Source organism: Nonomuraea sp. NPDC049607, from assembly GCF_040675375.1.
In the GTDB taxonomy this organism is placed as follows: domain Bacteria; phylum Actinomycetota; class Actinomycetes; order Streptosporangiales; family Streptosporangiaceae; genus Nonomuraea.
Genome location: NZ_JBFAOV010000009.1, coordinates 1 through 19,545 on the forward strand (window position 1 = coordinate 1; position 19,545 = coordinate 19,545).

At 72.3% G+C, this 19,545-nt stretch carries 15 protein-coding genes; 9 read left to right on the forward strand and 6 right to left on the reverse strand.

Features of this window, described 5'->3' with window-relative positions:
* Nucleotides 1-1,740 (forward strand): ATPase (locus AB0J97_RS19260; protein ID WP_364090328.1); only part of this gene is annotated, 1,740 nt, incomplete at its 5' end.
* 10 nt (nt 1,741-1,750) lie between these two features.
* Here AB0J97_RS19260 and AB0J97_RS19265 read toward each other — a convergent pair.
* A complete protein-coding gene (locus AB0J97_RS19265) occupies nt 1,751-2,671 on the reverse strand; it encodes a hypothetical protein (protein WP_357697840.1) in 921 nt (306 codons plus the stop codon).
* A gap of 206 nt (nt 2,672-2,877) precedes the next feature.
* Entirely contained in the window at nt 2,878-3,069 is a 192-nt protein-coding gene (locus AB0J97_RS19270) for a hypothetical protein (RefSeq protein WP_364090331.1), read from the reverse strand.
* A 199-nt stretch (nt 3,070-3,268) separates the two neighbouring features.
* Here AB0J97_RS19270 and AB0J97_RS19275 point away from each other — a divergent pair, with 199 nt between their 5' ends.
* Both AB0J97_RS19275 and AB0J97_RS19280 read left to right on the forward strand, forming a co-directional pair.
* Nucleotides 3,269-4,168, forward strand: a complete 900-nt coding sequence (locus tag AB0J97_RS19275) for a PAC2 family protein (RefSeq protein WP_357697836.1) — start codon at nt 3,269-3,271, stop codon at nt 4,166-4,168.
* A 37-nt stretch (nt 4,169-4,205) separates the two neighbouring features.
* Nucleotides 4,206-5,246: a Gfo/Idh/MocA family oxidoreductase gene (locus tag AB0J97_RS19280; RefSeq protein ID WP_364090334.1), complete on the forward strand. Its 1,041-nt coding sequence runs from the start codon at nt 4,206-4,208 to the stop codon at nt 5,244-5,246.
* Nucleotides 5,247-5,255: 9 nt separating this feature from the next.
* Here the strand turns inward: AB0J97_RS19280 and AB0J97_RS19285 are convergent, their stop codons facing one another.
* Nucleotides 5,256-6,038, reverse strand: coding sequence for a tyrosine-protein phosphatase (locus tag AB0J97_RS19285; RefSeq protein ID WP_357697832.1), 783 nt, complete (start codon nt 6,036-6,038; stop codon nt 5,256-5,258).
* 73 nt (nt 6,039-6,111) lie between these two features.
* Here AB0J97_RS19285 and AB0J97_RS19290 point away from each other — a divergent pair, with 73 nt between their 5' ends.
* Entirely contained in the window at nt 6,112-7,152 is a 1,041-nt protein-coding gene (locus AB0J97_RS19290; RefSeq protein WP_364090337.1) for a hypothetical protein, read from the forward strand.
* 66 nt (nt 7,153-7,218) lie between these two features.
* Here the strand turns inward: AB0J97_RS19290 and AB0J97_RS19295 are convergent, their stop codons facing one another.
* Nucleotides 7,219-9,645: a tetratricopeptide repeat protein gene (locus AB0J97_RS19295; RefSeq protein WP_364090340.1), complete on the reverse strand. Its 2,427-nt coding sequence runs from the start codon at nt 9,643-9,645 to the stop codon at nt 7,219-7,221.
* A 161-nt stretch (nt 9,646-9,806) separates the two neighbouring features.
* Complete coding sequence (locus AB0J97_RS19300; RefSeq protein ID WP_364090343.1) at nt 9,807-11,918, reverse strand: M6 family metalloprotease domain-containing protein; 2,112 nt, start codon at nt 11,916-11,918, stop codon at nt 9,807-9,809.
* A gap of 110 nt (nt 11,919-12,028) precedes the next feature.
* On the opposite strand from AB0J97_RS19300, the gene AB0J97_RS19305 reads away from it, so the two are divergent.
* Both AB0J97_RS19305 and AB0J97_RS19310 read left to right on the forward strand, forming a co-directional pair.
* On the forward strand, nt 12,029-13,183 hold the full coding sequence (locus tag AB0J97_RS19305; RefSeq protein ID WP_364090346.1) for a helix-turn-helix domain-containing protein: 1,155 nt from the start codon (nt 12,029-12,031) through the stop codon (nt 13,181-13,183).
* 60 nt (nt 13,184-13,243) lie between these two features.
* Complete coding sequence (locus tag AB0J97_RS19310; protein WP_364090349.1) at nt 13,244-14,323, forward strand: amidohydrolase family protein; 1,080 nt, start codon at nt 13,244-13,246, stop codon at nt 14,321-14,323.
* Nucleotides 14,324-14,385: 62 nt separating this feature from the next.
* Here AB0J97_RS19310 and AB0J97_RS19315 read toward each other — a convergent pair whose 3' ends face one another.
* Nucleotides 14,386-14,805, reverse strand: a complete 420-nt coding sequence (locus AB0J97_RS19315) for a MarR family transcriptional regulator (protein WP_357697821.1) — start codon at nt 14,803-14,805, stop codon at nt 14,386-14,388.
* A gap of 70 nt (nt 14,806-14,875) precedes the next feature.
* Between AB0J97_RS19315 and AB0J97_RS19320 the strand changes: the two genes are divergently transcribed.
* The 3 genes from AB0J97_RS19320 (at nt 14,876) to AB0J97_RS19330 (ending at nt 19,544) form a co-directional block, all read left to right on the forward strand.
* Nucleotides 14,876-16,609, forward strand: a complete 1,734-nt coding sequence (locus tag AB0J97_RS19320) for an ABC transporter ATP-binding protein (protein ID WP_364090352.1) — start codon at nt 14,876-14,878, stop codon at nt 16,607-16,609.
* Between the two features lie 119 nt (nt 16,610-16,728).
* Nucleotides 16,729-17,979 (forward strand): MFS transporter, encoded by a 1,251-nt coding sequence (locus AB0J97_RS19325; protein ID WP_357697818.1) that lies wholly within the window; start codon nt 16,729-16,731, stop codon nt 17,977-17,979.
* A 26-nt stretch (nt 17,980-18,005) separates the two neighbouring features.
* Nucleotides 18,006-19,544: a gamma-glutamyltransferase gene (locus AB0J97_RS19330; protein WP_364090355.1), complete on the forward strand. Its 1,539-nt coding sequence runs from the start codon at nt 18,006-18,008 to the stop codon at nt 19,542-19,544.
* Nucleotide 19,545: the final 1 nt, after the last annotated feature.

Genomic DNA, 19,545 nt, shown 5'->3' on the forward strand with positions numbered 1-19,545 from the left:
CTGGTGCAGGGCTGCGCCGAGCTGGTCCACGAGCTGCTGGAGGCCGCGCCCAACCTGAAGGTGCTGGCCACGAGCAGGCAGTCGCTCCACCTGCCCTACGAGCAGGTGGTGCCGGTGCCGCCGCTGCTGGTGCCCGGCGACGACCCGGCGGAGAACCTGTTCACCAACGAGTCGGTCCAGCTGTTCGCGCTGCGGGCGGGGGCGGTCGTGCCCGACTTCCAGCTCGACGAGGAGAACATCGGCGCGGTGGCCGAGCTGTGCCGCAGGCTCGACGGCATCCCGCTGGCGATCGAGCTGGCGGCGGTGCGGCTGCGCGCCCTGTCGGTGGAGCAGATCCTCGGGCTGCTGACCGACCGGTTCAGCCTGCTGGCCGGCGCGAGCCGCACAGCGCTGCCGCGCCACGCGACGCTGCGGGCGGCGATCGGCTGGAGCCACGAGCTGTGCGAGCCCGCCGAGCGGTTGTTGTGGGCGCGGCTGTCGGTGTTCGCCGGCGACTTCGAGCTCGACGCGGCCAGGTTCGTCTGCTCCGACGGGCGCCTGCCGTCGGAGGACATCACCGACCTGGTCACCGGGCTGGTGGAGAAGTCGATCCTGCTGATCAGGAGCCACCACTCCGGCGTCCGCTACAAGCTGATCGACACGCTGGCCGAGTACGGCGAGGAGTGGCTGGACAAGCTCGGCCAGTCCGAGCAGATGCGGCAGCGCCACCTGGAGTACTACCTGAGCCTGGCCCAGCGCAGCGAGGACGCGTGGTCGGGCCCTCGGCAGATCTACTGGTTCGTGCGCATGCGTCAGGAGCACGACAACGTGCGGGTCGCGCTGGAGCACGCGCTGTCCTCGCCCCTGCGCAGCGCCTCGGCTCTCACGCTGCTGGCGTCGTTGTGGTTCATGTGGGTGTGCTGTGGTTTCGTCCGGGAAGGGCGGCTCTACCTCGAACGCGCGCTGGAGGCCAACCCGGCGCCGAGCAAGGAGCGCTGCAAGGCGTTGTGGGTGCTGTCCTACGTGCGCAGCGCCCAGGGTGACAGCGTCGGCGCGCTGGCGGCGGCCGAGCAGTGCAGCACGGAGGCCGTCCGGGTGGGCGACTCCAGGGCGGTGATCCTGGCCTCGAAGATGCAGGGCACGGCCGCGCTGCTGCAGGGCGACCTGCAGAAGGCCAGCGCGCTGCTGGGCGTGGCGATCGAGTTCAACACCGACAACAAGGAGCTCAACCCGGGTCTGCTGCCCGCGATCGTCGAGCTGTCGCTGGTGCTGTCGTCGCAGGGTGAGCTGTTCGAGGCCGAGTCGCTGCTCCAGGACTGCCTCCAGGTGTGCCGCGAGCGCGGTGAGCTGTGGGTCAGCTCGTACGCCCAGTGGGCGATGTCGCGCACGCGGCTCGCCACCGCCAGGCCGGCGGAGGCGCTGCACAACGCCCGTGAGGGCCTGCGGATCAAGCGGCACTTCCATGACACGCTGGGCACGCTGCTGGTCCTGGAGACGACCGCGCGCATCCTCATCGCGCTCAAGCAGGCGCCGGCGGCGGCCAAGCTGCTGGGCGCGTTGCAGCAGAACTGGCGCTCGGCGGGTCTGCCGCAGCTGGGCGCGCCGTTCCTGACCGACGATCACGACGCGTGCGTCGAGGACTGCAAGTCGATGATGGGCGAGCTGGCCTACAAGAACGCCTTCGAGAACGGCGCCCGCCTCGACCTCGACGAGGCGTCCGCGCTCGCGCTCGGCGACCTGGACGCCCCGGCCGAGGACTGACCTCGGGGCCTCAGACGGCCTGTGGCCAGCGAGTGCCCTCCGGCCACGCGTGCACGTAACGCGCGCTGCCGAGCGAGAACTCGATGTGTCCGCGCACCCAGTGCTCAAGGCCGCGGACGTACTTCAGGACCGGCGGCGAGGCCCACTCCTCCAGCGCCTTGCGCCGGTCGAGGAAGGCCGCGATCGCCTGGTTGTGCATGTCGGAGACCTCCAGGAGGGCTTCCTGGAGGGTGAGGTCCTTGTGGGTGGCCAGCACGGTGACGAGGTTGTGCCTGGCCTTGTCGTTGCCCCGCTCCTTGGCGTAGGAGAGGAGGTCGTTGTCCCAGCCGATGAGGTCGCAGGCCAGGTCGGACAGCATGCGCACGTCGGGGTGGTGCCATTCCTCGGCTTCGAGGCGGTAGCCGCCACCCGCGTCGACGAGGGCGAAGCAGGTGTAGGTGGCCCCGGTGATGCGGCGCATCAGGACGTAGTCCTGGGGGGTGGGGATCAGGTCGACCTCGCGGTTGGCCGCCTCCCAGATCTGGGCGAACAGGTACTCCTTGACGGTGATGCGCCACCGGTCCACCTGCGCCGGGGTGGAGGTGGCGACGATGCGGTGGAGGAGTTCGTTGAGGGCGAGCCCGAAGGCGTCCTTGTCGTCGGGCTCTCTGCGGTCGTCCAGGATCTCCAGGAGCGGCGGCAGGGCGCGGGCGAGCGCGGAGGCCCGGTGGCCCATCAGCTCGCCCTCGCAGAACGCGTCGTCGAACGCGAAGAGCCAGTTGTACCAGTCGTTGATCAGCCGGAGGCTGTCTCGCGGGACCTCGGGGTTGGTACGGGCCGCGAGCAGGCCGATCTTGGAGCGCCGGAAGTGCTCGATGGTGTCGGCGCCCTTGAGCATGTTGGAGGCGGCCAGCCACGCGTGACTTTCCGCGTCGACCTCCGTCGCATGCACGTTGATCTCGTTGGGGAACGGGCACGGGAGCGGAGGGACGTGCAGTGGTCGGCTACCGAAGGAATGCGCAGAAGTTGCCACGTCCTTCAGCATGACCATCTGTTGTTCAAAAGGCCACACTCGGCAACTTGGAGCCCTTTAATGCCTTTTTCACACTATGGAACCCTCCAAGGGAACCGGTGAATAAACTAGGCATTCGCCATCATTCAGGCTGGGCTCGATGCCGACGGGGTGCCGTCCCGCCGATCCGCCTCCGTCTCCGGCAGCGCTCTGACCACGACCGACTTCTGTTCGAACACGGCCCCGGCGAGCGACGCCGTCCGCGCGGCCGCAGCCGGATCCGTACGCGAGAAGCCTTCATCCGGCCGCACGCGCCCGAGCCGGTCCGCGATCATCACCAAAGTGTCACCTTCGATGATGGCGAAGTTGACCGGAACGCCAGCCCCCGGCCGGCGCGCGGCGTCCTGGAGCCGCCGGCCCGGACCGCCCGGTCCCCGTCCAGGCGATGGATTGCCCCTCGATAGGGTGCCTTGCGCGGAATCGATCGGACTCGCCGTAGGTTCTGGGGAAGAGTACCTAGGGAAAGGCTGTCCAACCGTGTTCGACCCGAAGGATCTCTACAGGCTCGCAGACGACGCGCCCGAGCTGACCGATCCGGTGTTGCTGTACCACTTCGACGGTTTCGTCGACGCGGGCGGCGCCGGACGCCTCGCGCTGGGCCACCTGCTGGCCGAGCTGGAGCACCGGGTCGTGGCGACGTTCGACGTGGACCGGTTGCTCGACTACCGGTCCCGGCGGCCCATCATGACCTTCGACACCGACCGCTGGGTCGAGTGTGAGACCCCCGAACTGGCCGTCCATGTCACCCATGACGCCACGGGCACGCCGTTCCTGTTGATGAGCGGCCCGGAGCCGGATCGGGAGTGGGAGCTGTTCACCCGCGCGGTGGGGGAGTTGCTGGAACGGCTGAAGGTGAGCAAGATCGTCACGCTGCACGGCATCCCGATGGCGGTGCCGCACACGCGTCCGCTGGGCATCACCATGCACGCCAGCCGTCCTGAGCTGATCAACTCGCAGACCAGCGCCTTCGGCCGGGTCCAGGTGCCGGGGAGCGCGGCCGCGCTGCTGGAGCTGCGGCTGGGCGCGCAGGGGCACGACGCGGTCGGGTACGCGGTGCACGTGCCGCACTACCTGTCGCAGGCGGAGTACCCGACGGCGGCGGTGACCGGCCTGGAGGCGGTGACGCGGGGCACCGGCCTGGTGTTCCCGATGGAGGCGCTGCGCGACGCGGCCGACCGTACGACGACGGAGATCGAGGAGCAGATCCAGGCCTCCTCGGAGCTGTCGACCGCCATCGGCGGGCTGGAGCAGCAGTACGACGCGTTCGCGGGCGGCGCGGAGCGGGAGAACCTGATGGCCGAGACGACCCCGATGCCCACGGGCGACGAGCTGGCCGCCCAGTTCGAGCGTTTCCTCGCCGAACGCGACGACGAGTGACGGAAGGCTCCGGGGCGGCACCGGTTAACCTGGGCTGATGAGCGAGTTCCGGGTCGGCCTGATCGGATACGGCACCGCGGGCGCGTACTTCCACGCCCCGCTCGTCCATGCCACGCCGGGCCTGCGGCTGTCCGCGGTCGTGACGCGCAATCCGGAGCGGCAGGCCGAGGTGGCCCACCGGTACGGCGCGGCCGGCGTGGCGGACGTGCGGGAGCTGTGGGAGCACAGCGATCTCGTGGTGGTCGCCTCGCCCAACCGGACGCACGTGAGCATGGCCGCCGCCGCGCTCGCCGAGGGCCTGCCCGTCGTGGTGGACAAGCCGGTGGCCCGCACCGCCGAGGAGGCCCGCGAGCTGGTCCGGCTGGCCGAGGAGGCCGGCGTCATGCTGACCGTGTTCCAGAACCGGCGCTGGGACGGCGACTTCCTCACCGTCCGGCGGCTGGTCGCCGAGGGCCGGCTCGGCGACGTGCTGCGCTACGAGTCGAGGTTCGAGCGCTGGCGGCCGGTGCCCAAGGGCGGCTGGCGGGAGACCGGCGGCGCGGAGGAGATCGGCGGCCTGCTCTACGACCTGGGCACCCACCTGGTCGACCAGGCGCTGCAACTGTTCGGCCCGGCGCACGAGGTCTACTGCGAGAGCGACGTCCGGCGGGAGGGCGTGGCCTCCGACGACGACACGTTCATCGCGCTGAGGCACGCGGGCGGGGTGCGTTCCCACCTGTGGGCCAGCTCGGTGGCGGCGCGGCTCGGCCCACGGATGCGGGTGCTGGGCTCGGCGGGCGCGTACGTGAAGCACGGCATGGACGTGCAGGAGGAGCGCCTGCGGGCGGGCCTGACGCCCGGCTCGCCCGGGTTCGGCGCCGACGAGGAGAGCCGCTGGGGCCAGCTCGGCACCGACGACGACACCCGGCCGGTGCCCACCGAGCCGGGCGCGTACCTGGACTTCTACCGCGGGGTGGAACGCGCCCTGCGCGAAGGCGCGCCGCCCCCGGTCGACCCGCGCGGCGCGATCGACACGCTGGCCGTCATCGAGGCCGCCCGCCTGTCGGCCGACCAGCGCGTGGTCGTCCGCCTGGGCTGATCGCCGCGATCAGTCGCGCAGGCGGGCGCGCAGGGCGGCGTTGTCGGCCTCGGTCCAGCCGTGGCCGCGCAGCCAGCCCAGCGGGCCGTCGAAGCGGTCGTCCAGCACCTTGAGGAACTGCTCGATGTAGCGGGCCCGGGGCATGTGGTCGTCCGTCGGGCGGGAGTCGAGGTCGTCCCGGTAGGTGTCGCTGGCGCGCAGGCGCTTGAGGATCAGCTCCAGGCGCTCGCCCGTGGCGACGTAGTCGTTCACGATGGCCTCGCGGGTGGCGCCGGCGACCTCCAGCGCCAGGGCCGACAGCACCCCGGTGCGGTCCTTGCCCGCCGCGCAGTGCACGAGCGCGGCGCCGTCGTCGAGGGTCATGGCGCGCAGGGCCGCCACGACGGCGTCGGGGCGGTCGCGCAGGTAGCCGAAGTAGAAGCCGGTGACGCGGAGCTCCTCGTCGACGACGCGCTCCTGCCAGGGCAGCACGCGGTCGCCGTCGATGGAGTCGGCCTCGACGTCGGTGTGCCTGCCGCCCTCGGCGAAGAGCGTCAGATGGTGGTGGGTCACCTCCGGTGCCCGGGTCAGCGGGCCGGGGCCTTCCAGGGAGACCTCGGCGGTGGAGCGCAGGTCCACGACGTGGCGCAGGTTCAGCTCGCTCACCAGGAGCGACACGTCCGCCGGTGTGAGGCCCTGCAGGTTGTCGGCCCGGAGGATCCGGCCGCGGCGGGTGACCCCGCCGTCACGGGTGGGAAGCTCGCCCAGGTCACGTACGTTGACGGCGCCTTCCAGATCGATCCATCTTGTCATCTCATTCATCATCTCGACCTTATATGTCGGCCAATCATGAGCGAATTCCTAGTTCATAACGCAGCATGAACGTATGGATCCACGCGCACTGCCTCCCCGGCTGGTGATCGATCCATCGCTGCCCCCGGAGATCTCGGTCGAGTTGCGGTCGAGCCCGCACATCCTTCATATGGCCCGTTCCGGCAGGCGGATGGATCCCAGCTTCAGCCCCGTCCTGCTTTTCGCGCTTCCGGCCCTGCTGGTGATGATCTTGATCGTGACCGGCAGCCCTTCGGCCGCCTTCGTGGCCGGGCTCGGCATGGGGCTGATCGCCCTGATCCGGTGGATGGCGTTGGACAGTTCCCACCGGATCGTCAAACGAAGACTGCGTCTCGCCACCACGTACGCCGACCGCTACGTGCTCCCCGAGGACCTCGACCGTCCCTGCCAGGTGCTGCTGCGCCGCGCCCAGGACGCGGCCTCGGCCGTGCTGAACTCCAAGGTGCACAAGGCCGGGCTGATCGACTCGGTGGAGAACCAGGTGTCGCTGCCCGAGGAGGTCTGGCAGATCGCGCACCGGCTGCGGCGGCTGTCGTCGATGCACGCCGAGCACGGCCGGATCATCCCCCACGAGCTGCCGCCGGGCATGGAGGACGCGTTCAAGCCGTACACCAGCGCCCTCGACGCCGCCTGGACGTCGCTCTCGCACCGCGTACGCCACCTGGAGAAGTACGCCAAGCAGGTGCTCAAGGCGGACAAGGTCTACCACGCCCACAGACGCCTGGAGACGCTGGCCGCCAAGACCCCCGAGTACCAGCAGCTCCTGGCCGACACCGTCCGGGACGAGCTGGCTCACGAGCGCATCAGGGAGCTGTCCGACCAGGCGGCCCACGTGCGCAAGTTGTTCGAGGAGAGCGTCATGCAGGCCAGGCAGGCGGCGGGCGAGCTGCTGAGAAGCCCCTTCAGCGACGCGTACGGCACCGGCGCGATCGGCCCCCGCACCGACGGACCCGACCGGCGCGCGCACCGCGGCACCCGCCACGGCGACACGCAGCCCCACGGGACGCCCCGCCACGGCGACACGAACGCCCACCGCCCGAGCGGCCCGCAGCGGCACCCCTCGCGCGACTCCTGACCCCCCGGGTACCCCCGGCGGGCACCCCTCGCGCGACTCCTGACCTCCGGCGCCCCCGGCGGGCGGTCAGGGCCGGGCCTGGCGCAGGAGTTCCAGGGTGCGGCGCATGCCCGCCTCGTTGCCCAGACTGCGGTAGATCTCCCTGGCCTGCTCCAGCGGCCCGACCGCCGCGCCGGCCCCGCCCGCGTCCAGATGCGCCTCGCCGAGGTAGCGCAGGCTCCTGGCCATCCACCAGCGGTCCTCCAGCTCCTGGAACCCGCGGACGGCGCGGCGCAGCTCGTGCTCGGACTCCTCGATCCGTTGCAGGCGGGCCAGCGCCCGCCCGGCCGACACGGCGGTGCGGGCCACCCCCCACGAGTCGCCGAGCGCCACCAGGATCTCATCGGCCCGCCGGACGTACTCCAGCTCCCGCAGCCCGCTCGCCGGGTCGCCCACCTCGCCCGCGGCGCGCAGGCAGCGGGCCTCCTCCCACAGCTCGCCGCGCTGCCGGAACATCTCGGCCGCCCGGTCGAGGCTGAACCCGGCCCTGACGAACAGGGCGTCGGAGGCCCGGTGGTCGCCGGCCAGGCGCTCGCCGCGCGCCTGGGCGGCCAGCACCTCGCCGTAGACGCGCAGGGTCTGGGCCTCGGAGTAGCGGTTGCCCGCCCGCTGGAAGATCTCCAGGGCGTCTTCGAGCAGGTCGCGGGCCTCCTCGGGGCGGCGTTCCGCCATGCGCATCTCGGCCAGGTTGCGCTGGGTGCGGGCCGTCCACCACAGGTCGTCCTCGGCCTTGAACGCGGTGATCGCCCTGACCAGGTAGTCCTGGGCGCGGTCGAGGTGCCCGCCGCTGAACAGGGTCATGCCGACCGTGCGTGTGGCGCGGGCCGCCCACCAGGTCTCGCCGAGGCCGTCGAAGATCTCCAGCGCCTGCTCGGCCTCGCGCAGGCCGCGCTCGCGCAGGCCCATGCCGCCGCGCACCGCCGCGCTGTCCAGCAGCGCGATGGCCAGCGCGCGCCGGTCGCGGGTACGCCGCGCCGCCTCGCAGCCGATGTCGGCGACGGCCGCCCAGTCGGCCCAGTAGGCCCGCAGCGAGTGACACAGCGAGCAGAACGCCCTGGCCAGCCCCCAGGTCAGCTCCCAGAGCCCGAGCTGCTCGGCCAGGTTGATCATGGCGAGCAGTGACAGCCGCTCGGCGTTGAGCCAGTCGCCCGCCCCGAACCGTCCCTCGGGCCCGGCGCGGCGGCCGCCCTTGCTCCAGTTCTGCGGCCAGCGGTTCTGGGCCGCCTCCTCGGCCCGGCGGCGGTAGCCGTGCAGGACGCGCTCGACGGCGGCCCTGCGGCGTTCGTCCTCGTCCTGGCCGGACAGCTCGGCGGCGAACACCCGGACCAGGTCGTGCAGGCGGTAGCGCATCGCGCCGGCCTGGTCGGTGCCGGAGCACTCGGCGAGCTGGGCGTCGATCAGGGCTTCGAGCTGGTCGGCGCCGTCGAGGCCGGAGATGTCGAGCAGTTCCCCGGCCACCCAGCCGGGCACGTCAGGCGCGGGCAGCGCGCTGAGCAGGCGCAGCAGGCGGCGCTGGATCCCGGTGCAGTCGTCGTAGCTGAGCTGCACCGAGGCCCGTACGCTCTTGTCCACGCCTTGGGCCACCTGGAGCTGGTCGAGGCGGCGGCGCTCGTCGGCCAGCCGCCCGGCCATCTCGCGCAGGGTCCACTGCTCGCGGGTGGCCAGCCGGCCGCCGCAGATGTTGATCGCCAGCGGCAGGTGGTCGCAGAGCCGGACGATCTCCTTGGCCGACTCCAGGTCGTCGACGACCCGCGCGCCGCCGGCCAGCCGGGCCAGCAGTTCCACGGCGTGCGCCTCGCTGAACACGCCGAGCCGGGTGTCCTGCGTGCCGTCCAGGAACAGCGGGGAGCGCGAGGTGACCAGCACCGCGCAGCCGGGCTCGGCCGGGATCAGCGGTTTGACCTGGGCGGCGTCGTGGGCGTTGTCCAGTCCGATGAGGATCTTGCGGCCCTTGGTCCAGGTCAGCCAGAGGGTGCGCAGTTCGTCGAGGCCGCCGGGGTCGGTGGCCAGGCGCACGCCGAGGCCGCGCAGGAAGCCGATCAGCACCTCTTCGGGGCGTACGGGGGCGTCGACGCCGCCGCGCAGGTCGGCGTGGAGCCGGCCGTCGGGGAACCAGCCGGCGACCTCCTGCCCGAACCTGGTCATCAGCGCCGACTTGCCGACGCCGCCGCGGCCGTACACGGAGACGACCAGGGGCGGGGACAGGTCGGAGGACTTCCGCCGGGCGGCGAAGACGGCGCGCAGGTCGGCGAGGGAGTCGGCGCGCCCGGTGAAGTGCTCGGGCACGGGCGGCCACTGGTCGGGCGGCAGGACGCCGGGCTCGGGCGCGGCCTGCCGCCGGGGCTTGGACTCGGTGGTGGCCCAGGTGGTCACGCCGACGAGCAGCGCCGCCGTGAGCGTCACCCCGATCTTGGCGAGCGGCGGGATGTCCCATTCCAGGGAGGCGGCCAGCACGCTGGCGGCACCCGCCGCGAGCCCCGCCGAGACGGGCGCCGCCCACTTTGCCCGCCTACGTCGTGGTTTGTCCGGTAAGTTTCCCGGCACCGAACACCCCCTTCCGAGGGTGATTCAAGCCGATGGGGCACGGCGAGCGCCAGCCGTGCCCCATCGTTCCGCTACAGGCCGATCACGTGACAGGTGGCCGTGGCGGTCTTGCTCGGGTCGCTCTCCGAGGTGGCGGTGAGCTTGACGCGGGCCAGCCGGTCGCCACCGGGCGCACGCACCGCGTTGACCGTCACCGGCGCCTGCTTGCCGAAGGCGACGGAGGCCAGGGCGTTGGGCACCTGGGCGGTCCAGCCCTTGCCCTGCACCTCGGCCTTGACCCGGTAGACGTCGGAGTTGAGGTAGGAGCTGACGTCCTCGGGGTGCTGCCCCTGGGCGGGGGCCGCCTTGCCGGTGTTGAACACCGGGAACGTGCAGGTGGAGACGTTCTTGCCGGTGGGGACGCCGGCCCCGGGCAGCACCCGGACGCCGCGCTTCTGCGGGCCCGAGCCGTCCAGCGAGCGGATGGCGACGGTGTAGGACAGCTCGCCGTTCCGGTTGCGCTTGAGGTCGGTGACGTAGAAGTGCAGGCGGTTGGCCTGGTCGACGTACTCGTACTGGCTGCCGGAGCCGGTGCCGGCGTGGAAGAGGGCGTCGGAGAGCTGGCGGTAGTCGCCGACGGTGATCGGCACCTTGGTCCCGTCGGGCATCACGTAGTCGGTCATGCCGATGTCCTGCGGGTTGGCGTCGATCACCCACTCGAACGGCGCCCGGTCCTCGTTCTTGGTCTTGGCCAGCAGCACGCCGGAGTCGGGGGTGAAGGAGTCGGAGCCCATCCGGTCCACGACCTCGACCGTGTAGTTCTGGTAGCCGCCGCGGTCGCACAGCGGGTCGGTCGCCGAGCAGCTGCTCTTGTCGCCGGGGGCGTCGAAGGTGATGTTGACGCCCGACAGGTCGTCCTGCCCAGGCCGTACGGCGCGGGCCAGGATCTTGGCCGTGACCAGGCCGGACTCGTCGAGCGCCTCACGCGACAGGCGCAGGACGTTCTGCTCGTCCACCATGCCGAGCTTGAGCTTGTTGCGCAGCATGTGCTGGGCGCCCATGGACGCGCCGGCCGTGGGCGGGATCAGCCAGCGGGAGTGCGGTCCACCGGGGCCGTTGAAGCTGCCGCGGCTGAGCATCTCCCACACGCCGGTGTACGCCCGGACCGGCGGCACCCCGTACGGGTTGTTGTAGTTGTCCAGCACGCCGAGGATGTGGCTGAACTCGTGGGCGTAGACCGCCATGCCGGAGCTCTCGGCCTGGACGGAGTCGACGCCGATGTTGGCGTTGGGCCAGAAGTTGGAGGCCGCCTGCCAGGAGGACCAGTCGACGTAACGGGTCTTCAGCCAGTTGGGCAGGGCGGGGTCCGGCGGGCCCCACTCGTCGGGCACGTCCTCCTTGGTCGGGAACTTCATCATCCCGAACTCCTGCCAGGTGGACGACTCGTCCTGGCCGGCGCTGAGGTAGAAGACGAAGTCGTACTGCTTGGCGACGTCCTCGCCGACGGCGTTGATCCAGGCGTTGTGGCCGTCGATGCGCAGGTTCTTGTTGCAGGTGTCGCCCGCCGGGCAGCCGGAGGTGCCGTTGAAGCCGGGCTCCAGCGCGTACTCGTGGTCCTTGCCCGGCATCGTGTACGGGCCGAACCCGGTCAGGTCGACGCCGTACCGGCCGCCGGAGTCCTCCATCCAGTACTCGTGGATGGTGTGCCCCTTGTTGAGGGCGTTCGGGGTGTTGAGGAAGTCCTGGTAGAACTTGGCCACCTGGTCACGCGGGACGTCGTGGGCCTCGGCGCTCGGGTTCGCGTAGATCGTCGAGCCCTTGGGCTGGGTGACGACGAACGCCTGGTTGGGGTAGTCGAGCAGCACCAGCGCGCCCTTGAAGGTGCGCTTGGAGCCCTTGACGGCCGGGTCGCTCCAGTTCGTGCCGGGAGGCTTCTTGTAGTCCGCCCACGTCATGTGGTCGGGGTTCTCCCAGTTCTGCGGGTCAAGGGGCGTGAGGCCACCGGGAGGACGGGCGCGCAACGTCTGGGCGTCGGCCGACTCGTCCTGCTGCCAGGGCTGGGTCTGCGGCCAGTGGTTCTGCCGCCAGGGGTACTCGGGGTCAGCGGTGGGGGGTGCTGCGGAAGCAGGGGTCGCCATCAGGCTCACCGGGATCAGCACGATGGCCGCCAGCAAGCCCTTCAGCAGCTTCTTCGGGGCATTCACGGATTGACGGTATAGACGTTATTGACGGAGATCACCGATCAGCTGTAGGGAAGACGTGTATCAACCCTTCCGACATTTGTCGAAATGTCCAGCGTGACCTAGGTGGAGCTTTGGCGGATCTCCAGCGGATCGTGGACGACCTCGCCGTCCGTCTCGGACGTCCCCTGCTGCTGGAGGACCGCGTGCAGCGCGTGATCGCCTACAGCGAGCAGAACGGCGCCATGGACGACATCCGCCGCGACTCCATCCTGCGCCGGCACACCACCCCCGAGGTACGCGAGTGGCTGCGGGCGGCGGGCGTGCACGAGGCACAGGCCCCCCTGCGCACGGCCGGCGCGCCGCACCTGGGCCTGCTGCCACGCGTGTGCGTCCCCCTGCGGCACTCCGACGGCCTGCTCGGCTTCCTGTGGTTCATCGACGCCGGGCCGTCGATGTCCGCCGAGCAGGTGGCCGAGGCCGTGGCGGCCGTCCCCGGGCTGGCGCTCGCGCTGTTCCACGAGAGCCTGGCCACCGGGCTGGCCTCGCACCGGGAGCTGGAGGCGGTCACCGGGCTGCTGCGCGGCGAACGGGACGCGGCCAGGCAGCTCATCGAGGCCGGGGCGTTCCCGCAGGGCCAGCCGGTGACCGTGCTGGTGGCGCGGCCCCGCTCGGCCGAGCCCGACGAGGGGCTGCGCCTGGCGCTCGAACAGGGGCTGCTGGCGCTGCGGCGGCGGCTGAGCGGCCACCATCCGCTGCACCTGGTGCGCTACGACCACGCGGTGCTGCTCACCGCCGGGCCGCCGGTCCCGCCCGACGAGCTGCACGCGGCCATGCCGGTGCCCGTGGTCGTGGGGGTGGGGCGTACCCGGGACGAGCTGGCGCAGGCGGCGGGGTCGTACGCGGAGGCCCGGCACGCGGCCGAGGTGACCGCGCGGGTGCCGGGGCTCGGCCGGTCGGCCGAGTGGGCCCGGCTCGGCGTCTACCGGATGCTCACCCAGCTTCCCGACCAGGAGGTGCATCCCGGGCTCGACGGGCTGCTGGCCGACGAGCAGTACCTGCCGCTGCTGGAGACGCTGGAGACGTACCTGGACCTGGCGGGCAGCGCGGTGGCGACGTCCCGGGCGCTGCGACTGCACCGCACCTCGCTGTACTACCGGCTGCAACGGGTGGAGGAGCTGGCGCGTACGGACCTGAAGGACGGCGGCGAGCGGCTGGCCCTGCACCTCGGCCTGAAACTGGCCCGCCTGTCCGGGCGCTACCAGCCCCGAGGCGCCCGCGGCGACTGATTGCCTTCCCCGGCATCGCTCGCGTTTAATGCCAAAAGGGAAAATCCGACGGGAGCGCCTATGGCGGGTGCGAAGCGTGCTGTCCGGGCTTCCGGGCCGGTTCTGGGCAGGCGCGCGCCCGCGCCCGTCGTGGCCCACTCCGCTCCCCTCGTGCTGCCGGTCTGCGCCGAGCCCGTGCGCGACGGCACGGTGGTGATCAGGGGCGAGCGGGTGCTCCAGGTGGGCTCGCGGGCCGAACTGCTGTCCTGCTTCCCCGTCGCGGAGGAGATCCGCTGGCCGGGGGCGATCGTGCCCGGGCTGGTGGACGCCTGCTGCGGCCCGGCGCCGCCGGGACCGGGCGTGACCACGCGGGCCTCCGTGGTGGCCGACCCCGCCGAGCCCGCCGACCTCACGGGCGTGCCGGGCGTGCCGGGCATCGCGTACGTCGCCGCCTCCAGCGCCTCGGAGCAGGAGTGGGAGGACCACGACCGGGACGCGCTGATCACGGCGCTGCGCGAGGTGGACCGGCCGTGCCCGGTCGGGATCGCGGCCCGCACCCGCGACCCCCACGTGCTGGAGGACGTCGCCGTGCTGGCCAGGACGTTCGGCCTGCGGCTGCTGGCGGGGCTGGACCGGCACTCGCCCATGGCCCTGGACGAGGCGGGCGTGCTCGGCCCCCACTGCCACGTGACCTGCGCCCGGCCGCTCGACCCCGGCGAGCGCAAGCTGCTGCGGTTGCGGCGGAGCGTGGTCGCCGTCTGCCCGCCGGACCCCGCGCGGGCCGCCGACGTGCTGGCCCTCCTGGAGGAGGGCAACCGCCTCGCCCTGGGCAGCCACGCCCCGGACGGCCGGAACCCGGGCGGCCAGGACCCCGACCCTGGCGGCACCGGCGACCTGCTGGGGCTCGCGGCGGGCGTCCGGCGGCGGGCCCGGGAGCTCGGCCTGCGGTTACGCGGGCTGGACCGCCGCCTGGTCGAGGCCGCGACGCTGGGCGGGGCGCGGGCGCTGGGCCTGGACGCCGGTCCCGGCCGGGTCGGCTCGCTCGGGCCGGGCAGCCGGGCCGACTTCGCCGTCTTCGACGCCCGGGGGCGCTACCCGTACTCGGCGCTGATGGCCCGCCCGCCCTGCCTGGGCACGGTCATCGGCGGCACCCCCGTCTGAACCGGCGGCTTCTCCTGGACACGGCGGTCATCCGGACCGGCCACCTCTCCTCGGCACGGCGCTCATCCGAACTGGCCGTCCACCACGGCCAGGAGGTCCCTGAGCTGGTCCCGCTGCTCCTGCGACAACACCGCGAACAGGCCCTCGCCGGCCGCCCTGCGCGCGTCCCTCGCCCGTTCGGCCATGGCCCGGCCGGCGTCGGTGATCACGACGAGCGTCGAGCGGCGGTTGGCCGGATCGACCTCCCTGCGCACCAGCCCGGCCTCCTCCAACGCGTCCACGACGGGGGTCAGCGAGCGCGGCACGATCCGCAGTTCGTCGGCCAGTTGCACCATGCGCAGCGGCCGGTCGGCGTCGCCGAGCACCCGCAACGCCCGCGCCTGCCCCGGATTGAGCCCGAGCGGCACCAGCCCATGCACGTATCCGTGCCGTAGACGCCTGCCGACCAGGTGCAAGAGCTCCGCCAGCTCCTTCTCTCCCATGCCGATGAGTTTAGCCGGAACAATTATGAGTTAGCCTCTGTTTGAGTGGACATCCGAAAGGAGGCCCCATTTGGCCGACGAACCACGCGCGCCACTGCGGCGCATCATCGGGCTCTTCACCCCCTACCGCGGCCGACTGGCCCTGGTGGGCGCGTTCATCCTGCTGTCGTCCCTGGTCGGGCTGGCCTCGCCGTTCCTGCTGCGCGAGGTGCTGGACGTGGCGATCCCGTCCCGCGACGCGCTGCTGCTCACGCTGCTGGCGCTCGGCATGATCGCCGTCGCGGTCACCACGAGCGTGTTCGACGTGCTGCAGACGCTGATCTCCACCACGGTGGGCCAGCGGGTGATGCACGACCTGCGCATCTCGGTCTACTCCCACCTGCAGCGCATGTCGCTGGCCTTCTTCACCCGCACCAGGACGGGCGAGGTGCAGTCGCGCATCGCCAACGACATCGGCGGCATGCAGTCGGTGGTCACCTCGACCGCCACCTCGATCATCTCCAACCTCACCACCGTGTTCGCCACGATCGTGGCGATGCTCGCCCTCGACTGGCGGCTGACGGTGATCTCGCTCCTGCTGCTGCCGGTGTTCGTGTGGATCAGCAGGAAGGTCGGCAGCGAGCGCAAGCGCATCACCGGCGAACGGCAGCGCAAGCTCGCCGTGATCTCCTCGATGGTCCAGGAGTCGTTGTCGATCAGCGGCGTCCTGCTGGGCCGGACCATGGGCCGCTCCGCCGAGCTGACCGAACGGTTCGGCCGCGCCTCCGACGAGCTGGCCGAGCTGGGCGTGCGGACGAGCATGGCCGGACGCTGGCGGCAGTCGTCGATCCAGATCATCATGGCCGCGATGCCCGCCCTGATCTACTGGGCCGTCGGCCACACCGGCGTCATCTCCGTCGGCACCCTCGTGGCCTTCACCACGCTGCAGTCGAGCCTGTTCCGGCCGACGGTGTCGCTGCTGCGGCTGGGCGTCGAGGTGCAGAGCTCGCTGACGCTGTTCGGCCGCATCTTCGAGTACCTGGACCTGTCGGTGGACATCCACCCCGGAACCGGCACCCTGGACCGCGTACACGGCGAGGTGCGCTTCGAGCGGGTCGACTTCGCCTACGAGGACGAGCGCACGCTCGACGCCGTCGACGTCACCGTCCCCGCGGGCACGACGCTGGCCGTCGTGGGCGAGACCGGCTCGGGCAAGACCACCCTGAGCTACCTTCTCCCCCGCCTGTACGACGTGACCGGCGGCCGGGTCACCATCGACGGCGTGGACGTGCGCGACCTGACGTTCGAGACGCTGAGCGAGGTGGTCGGGGTGGTCTCGCAGGAGACGTACCTGTTCCACGCCTCGATCGCGGACAACCTGCGCTTCGCCCGCCCGGCGGCCACCGACGAGGAGCTGGAGGAGGCGGCGCGGGCCGCGCGCATCCACGACCACATCGCCTCGCTGCCCGACGGCTACGACACGATGGTGGGCGAGCGCGGCTACCGGTTCTCCGGCGGCGAGAAGCAGCGCCTGGCCATCGCCCGCACGCTGCTGCGCAACCCGCCGGTGCTGATCCTCGACGAGGCCACCAGCGCCCTCGACACCCAGACCGAGCGAGCCGTGCAGGAGGCCCTGGACACGCTCGCGCGGGGCCGTACGACGATCACGATCGCCCACCGCCTGTCGACCGTCCGCGACGCGGACCAGATCGTCGTGCTCGACCGCGGGAAGGTCGTCGAACGCGGCACGCACGACGAGCTGATGGCCCTCGGCGGCCACTACGCGGCCCTGGTGGACCGGGACCGCCCGCTCGAATTGGTCTGAAATTTCGCCCTAAACCAGTTTTAAACGTGTCTTACCTCACATTTCGGGCAAATCGGTATCGTCGCGATCGAGCCGCGCGTTGACTCCCCCGTTTGCCCCTTCCGAGGCTAGGACCAGTCTTGCCACCGCGCTCCTCCACCTTCCGCGCCCTGCGCCACCACAACTACCGGCTCTGGGCCGGAGCCGACATCGTCTCCGTCACCGGGACCTGGATGCAGGTGCTGGGCGTGAACTGGCTCATCCTCACCATGACGGGGTCGGCCACCAGCGTGGGGCTGAGCCTGGTCATGCAGGCGCTGCCGACGCTGCTGCTGGGCATGTGGGGCGGCGCGCTGGCCGACCGGCTGCCGACCCGGCCCGTCGTCGTCGCCGCGCAGCTCGCGCAGGCCGCGCTGGCCGCCGTGCTGGCGCTGATCGCCTTCTCCGGCGTCGACTCCGTCGTGCCGATCTACGCGGTGGCGCTGGCGGGCGGCGTGGTCTCCGCGCTCGGCGGCCCGGCGCTGGGACGCTTCGGGGCCGAGGTGGTGCCCCCGGACGACCTGCCCAACGCCATGGCGCTCGGCTCGGTCCTGAACTCGGCCGGGCGCATCCTCGGCATGAGCCTGGCCGGCGTGCTGCTGCCGTTGACCGGGAACGGCGGGCTCTTCCTGCTCAACGCGGCCACCTTCTTCGTCGTGATCGGGGCCGTCGCGGCCATGCGGCGCGCGGAGTTCCACCGGCTCGCCGCCTCCGAGCGGCAGCCCGGCGCGGTCGCCGCCGGCCTGCGGTACGTCCTGCGCACCCCCTGGCTGCTGGTGGTGCTGGCGCTCTCGCTCGTGCTGGGCAGCCTCGGCCGCAACTACCAGGTCACCATGGCCGCCATGAGCGCGGGCCCGCTGGCCGCCGGAGCCGGCGGGTACGGCCTGCTGTCCACCGTGTTCGCCGTCGGCACCGTCGTGGGCGGCTTCCTGGCCGCTGCCCGGCCGCACCTGACGATCCGGCTGCTGCTGGTCACCGCGTTCCTGACCGGGGTCGCGCAGGCGCTGAGCGGCCTGATGCCCGCCCTGGGGACGTTCGCCACGATGATGCTGCCGATCGCGGCGGGCGCGGTGATCATCGACACCACGGTCTCGGCGCGGGCGCAGCTCGACAGCCCCGAGGAGATGCGCGGGCGGGTCCTCGCCGCGCTCGGCATGGTGAGCGCGGGCGCGGGCGCGATCGGCGGCCCGCTGCTCGGCTGGCTGAGCGACGCGTTCGGGCCGCGCCTGTCGCTGGGCGTCGGCGGCGTGTCGTGCGTGGCCGCGACGCTGCTCGCGGCGCTCGTGCTGGCCCGCCTGTCCGGCCGGACCGTCCGTCAGGCGGCCTTCCGTCCACGGCTGGAGAACGCCTGACTCCGGGACGGGCTTAGTCTCTTCACGTGCACAACACCAGATACGCCCCGAACGGCATGGTGTCCAGCGTCGACCACCTGGCCTCGGCCGCCGGGGTGGGCGCGCTGGACCGCGGCGGTTCGGCGGCCGACGCGGCGATCGCGGCCAACGCCGTGCTCGCCGTGGTCGCACCCCACATGTGCGGCCTCGGCGGCGACCTGTTCGCGCTCGTCCACGACGGCACGGTCACCGCGCTCAACGCCTCCGGCCGGGCCGGGGCCGGCGCCGACCCCGCCCGGCTGCGCGCCGAGGGGCACACCCGCATGCCGCACCTGCACGACATCCGGTCGACGCCGGTGCCCGGCTGCGTCGACGGGTGGTTCGCCCTGCACGCCAGGCACGGCCGCCTGCCCATGGCCGAGCTGCTGCGGCCCGCGATCGCGCTGGCCCGTGACGGTTTCCCCGCCTCCCCGCTGCTGCTCCCCGGCGCCCGTACGGCGGCCGGGCGGCCCGGCGGCGGCGACTTCGCCCACGTACGTCAGGCCGGCGACCGGATCACCCGCCCCGGCGTGGCCCGCGCCCTCCAGGCCGTGGCCGACGGCGGCCGCGACGGCTTCTACCTCGGCGAGTTCGGGCAGGGCCTGATCGAGCTCGGCGCGGGCGAGTTCACCGAATCCGACCTGGCCGCCCCCGGCGCCGACTGGGCCGAGCCGCTGCGGGTGCGCGCCTTCGGCCACGACGTCTGGTCGATGCCGCCCAACTCGCAGGGCTACCTGCTGCTGATGTCCCTGGCCGTCCTCGACGGGCTCGACCTGCCCGGCTCGCCCCGCCATCCGGCCTGGGCGCACCTGCTGGCCGAGGCCGCCAGGGCCGCCGGGCACGACCGGCTCGCCCTGTTGCACGAAGACGCCAAGGACCTGCTCGACCCCGGCGAGATCGCCCGCCGCCGGGCGCTGGTCGACCCGGTCAGGCGCAACCGGCTGCGGGCGCCGTCCGCCGACGGCGACACGACGTACCTGTGCGCGGTCGACGGCGACGGCATGGGCGTGTCGCTGATCCAGTCGAACGCGTCCGGGTTCGGCGGCATGCTCTTCGAGCCGCGTACCGGGATCAACCTCCACAATCGCGGCATCGGCTTCTCGCTGCGTCCCGGCCACCCGGCCGAGTACGGCCCCGGCCGCCGTCCGCCGCACACCCTGGCCCCCGCGCTGATCACCCGTCCCGGCGGCGGGCTGCGCACGGTCGTGGGCACGATGGGCGGCGACGCGCAGCCGCAGATCCTGGCCCAGGTCATCACCCGCCTGCTGCGCCACGGCGAGGAGCCCGGCCAGGCGCTGGCCGCCCCGCGCTGGCGGCTGGGCGGCGGCAACGGCTTCGACACCTGGGACGCCCCCGACGACGCCGTGCTCGACCTGGAGGAGGGCACCACCTGGGCCGACGGCCTGACCGCGCTCGGCCACCCAGTGCGCACGCTGCCGTACGGGGGCGCCTTCGGCCACGCCCACCTCATCGACGTGCGTTCCGACGGCATGCTGGCGGGCGCCGCCGACCCCCGCTCCCTCGTCGGCGCCGCGATCGGCCGCTGAA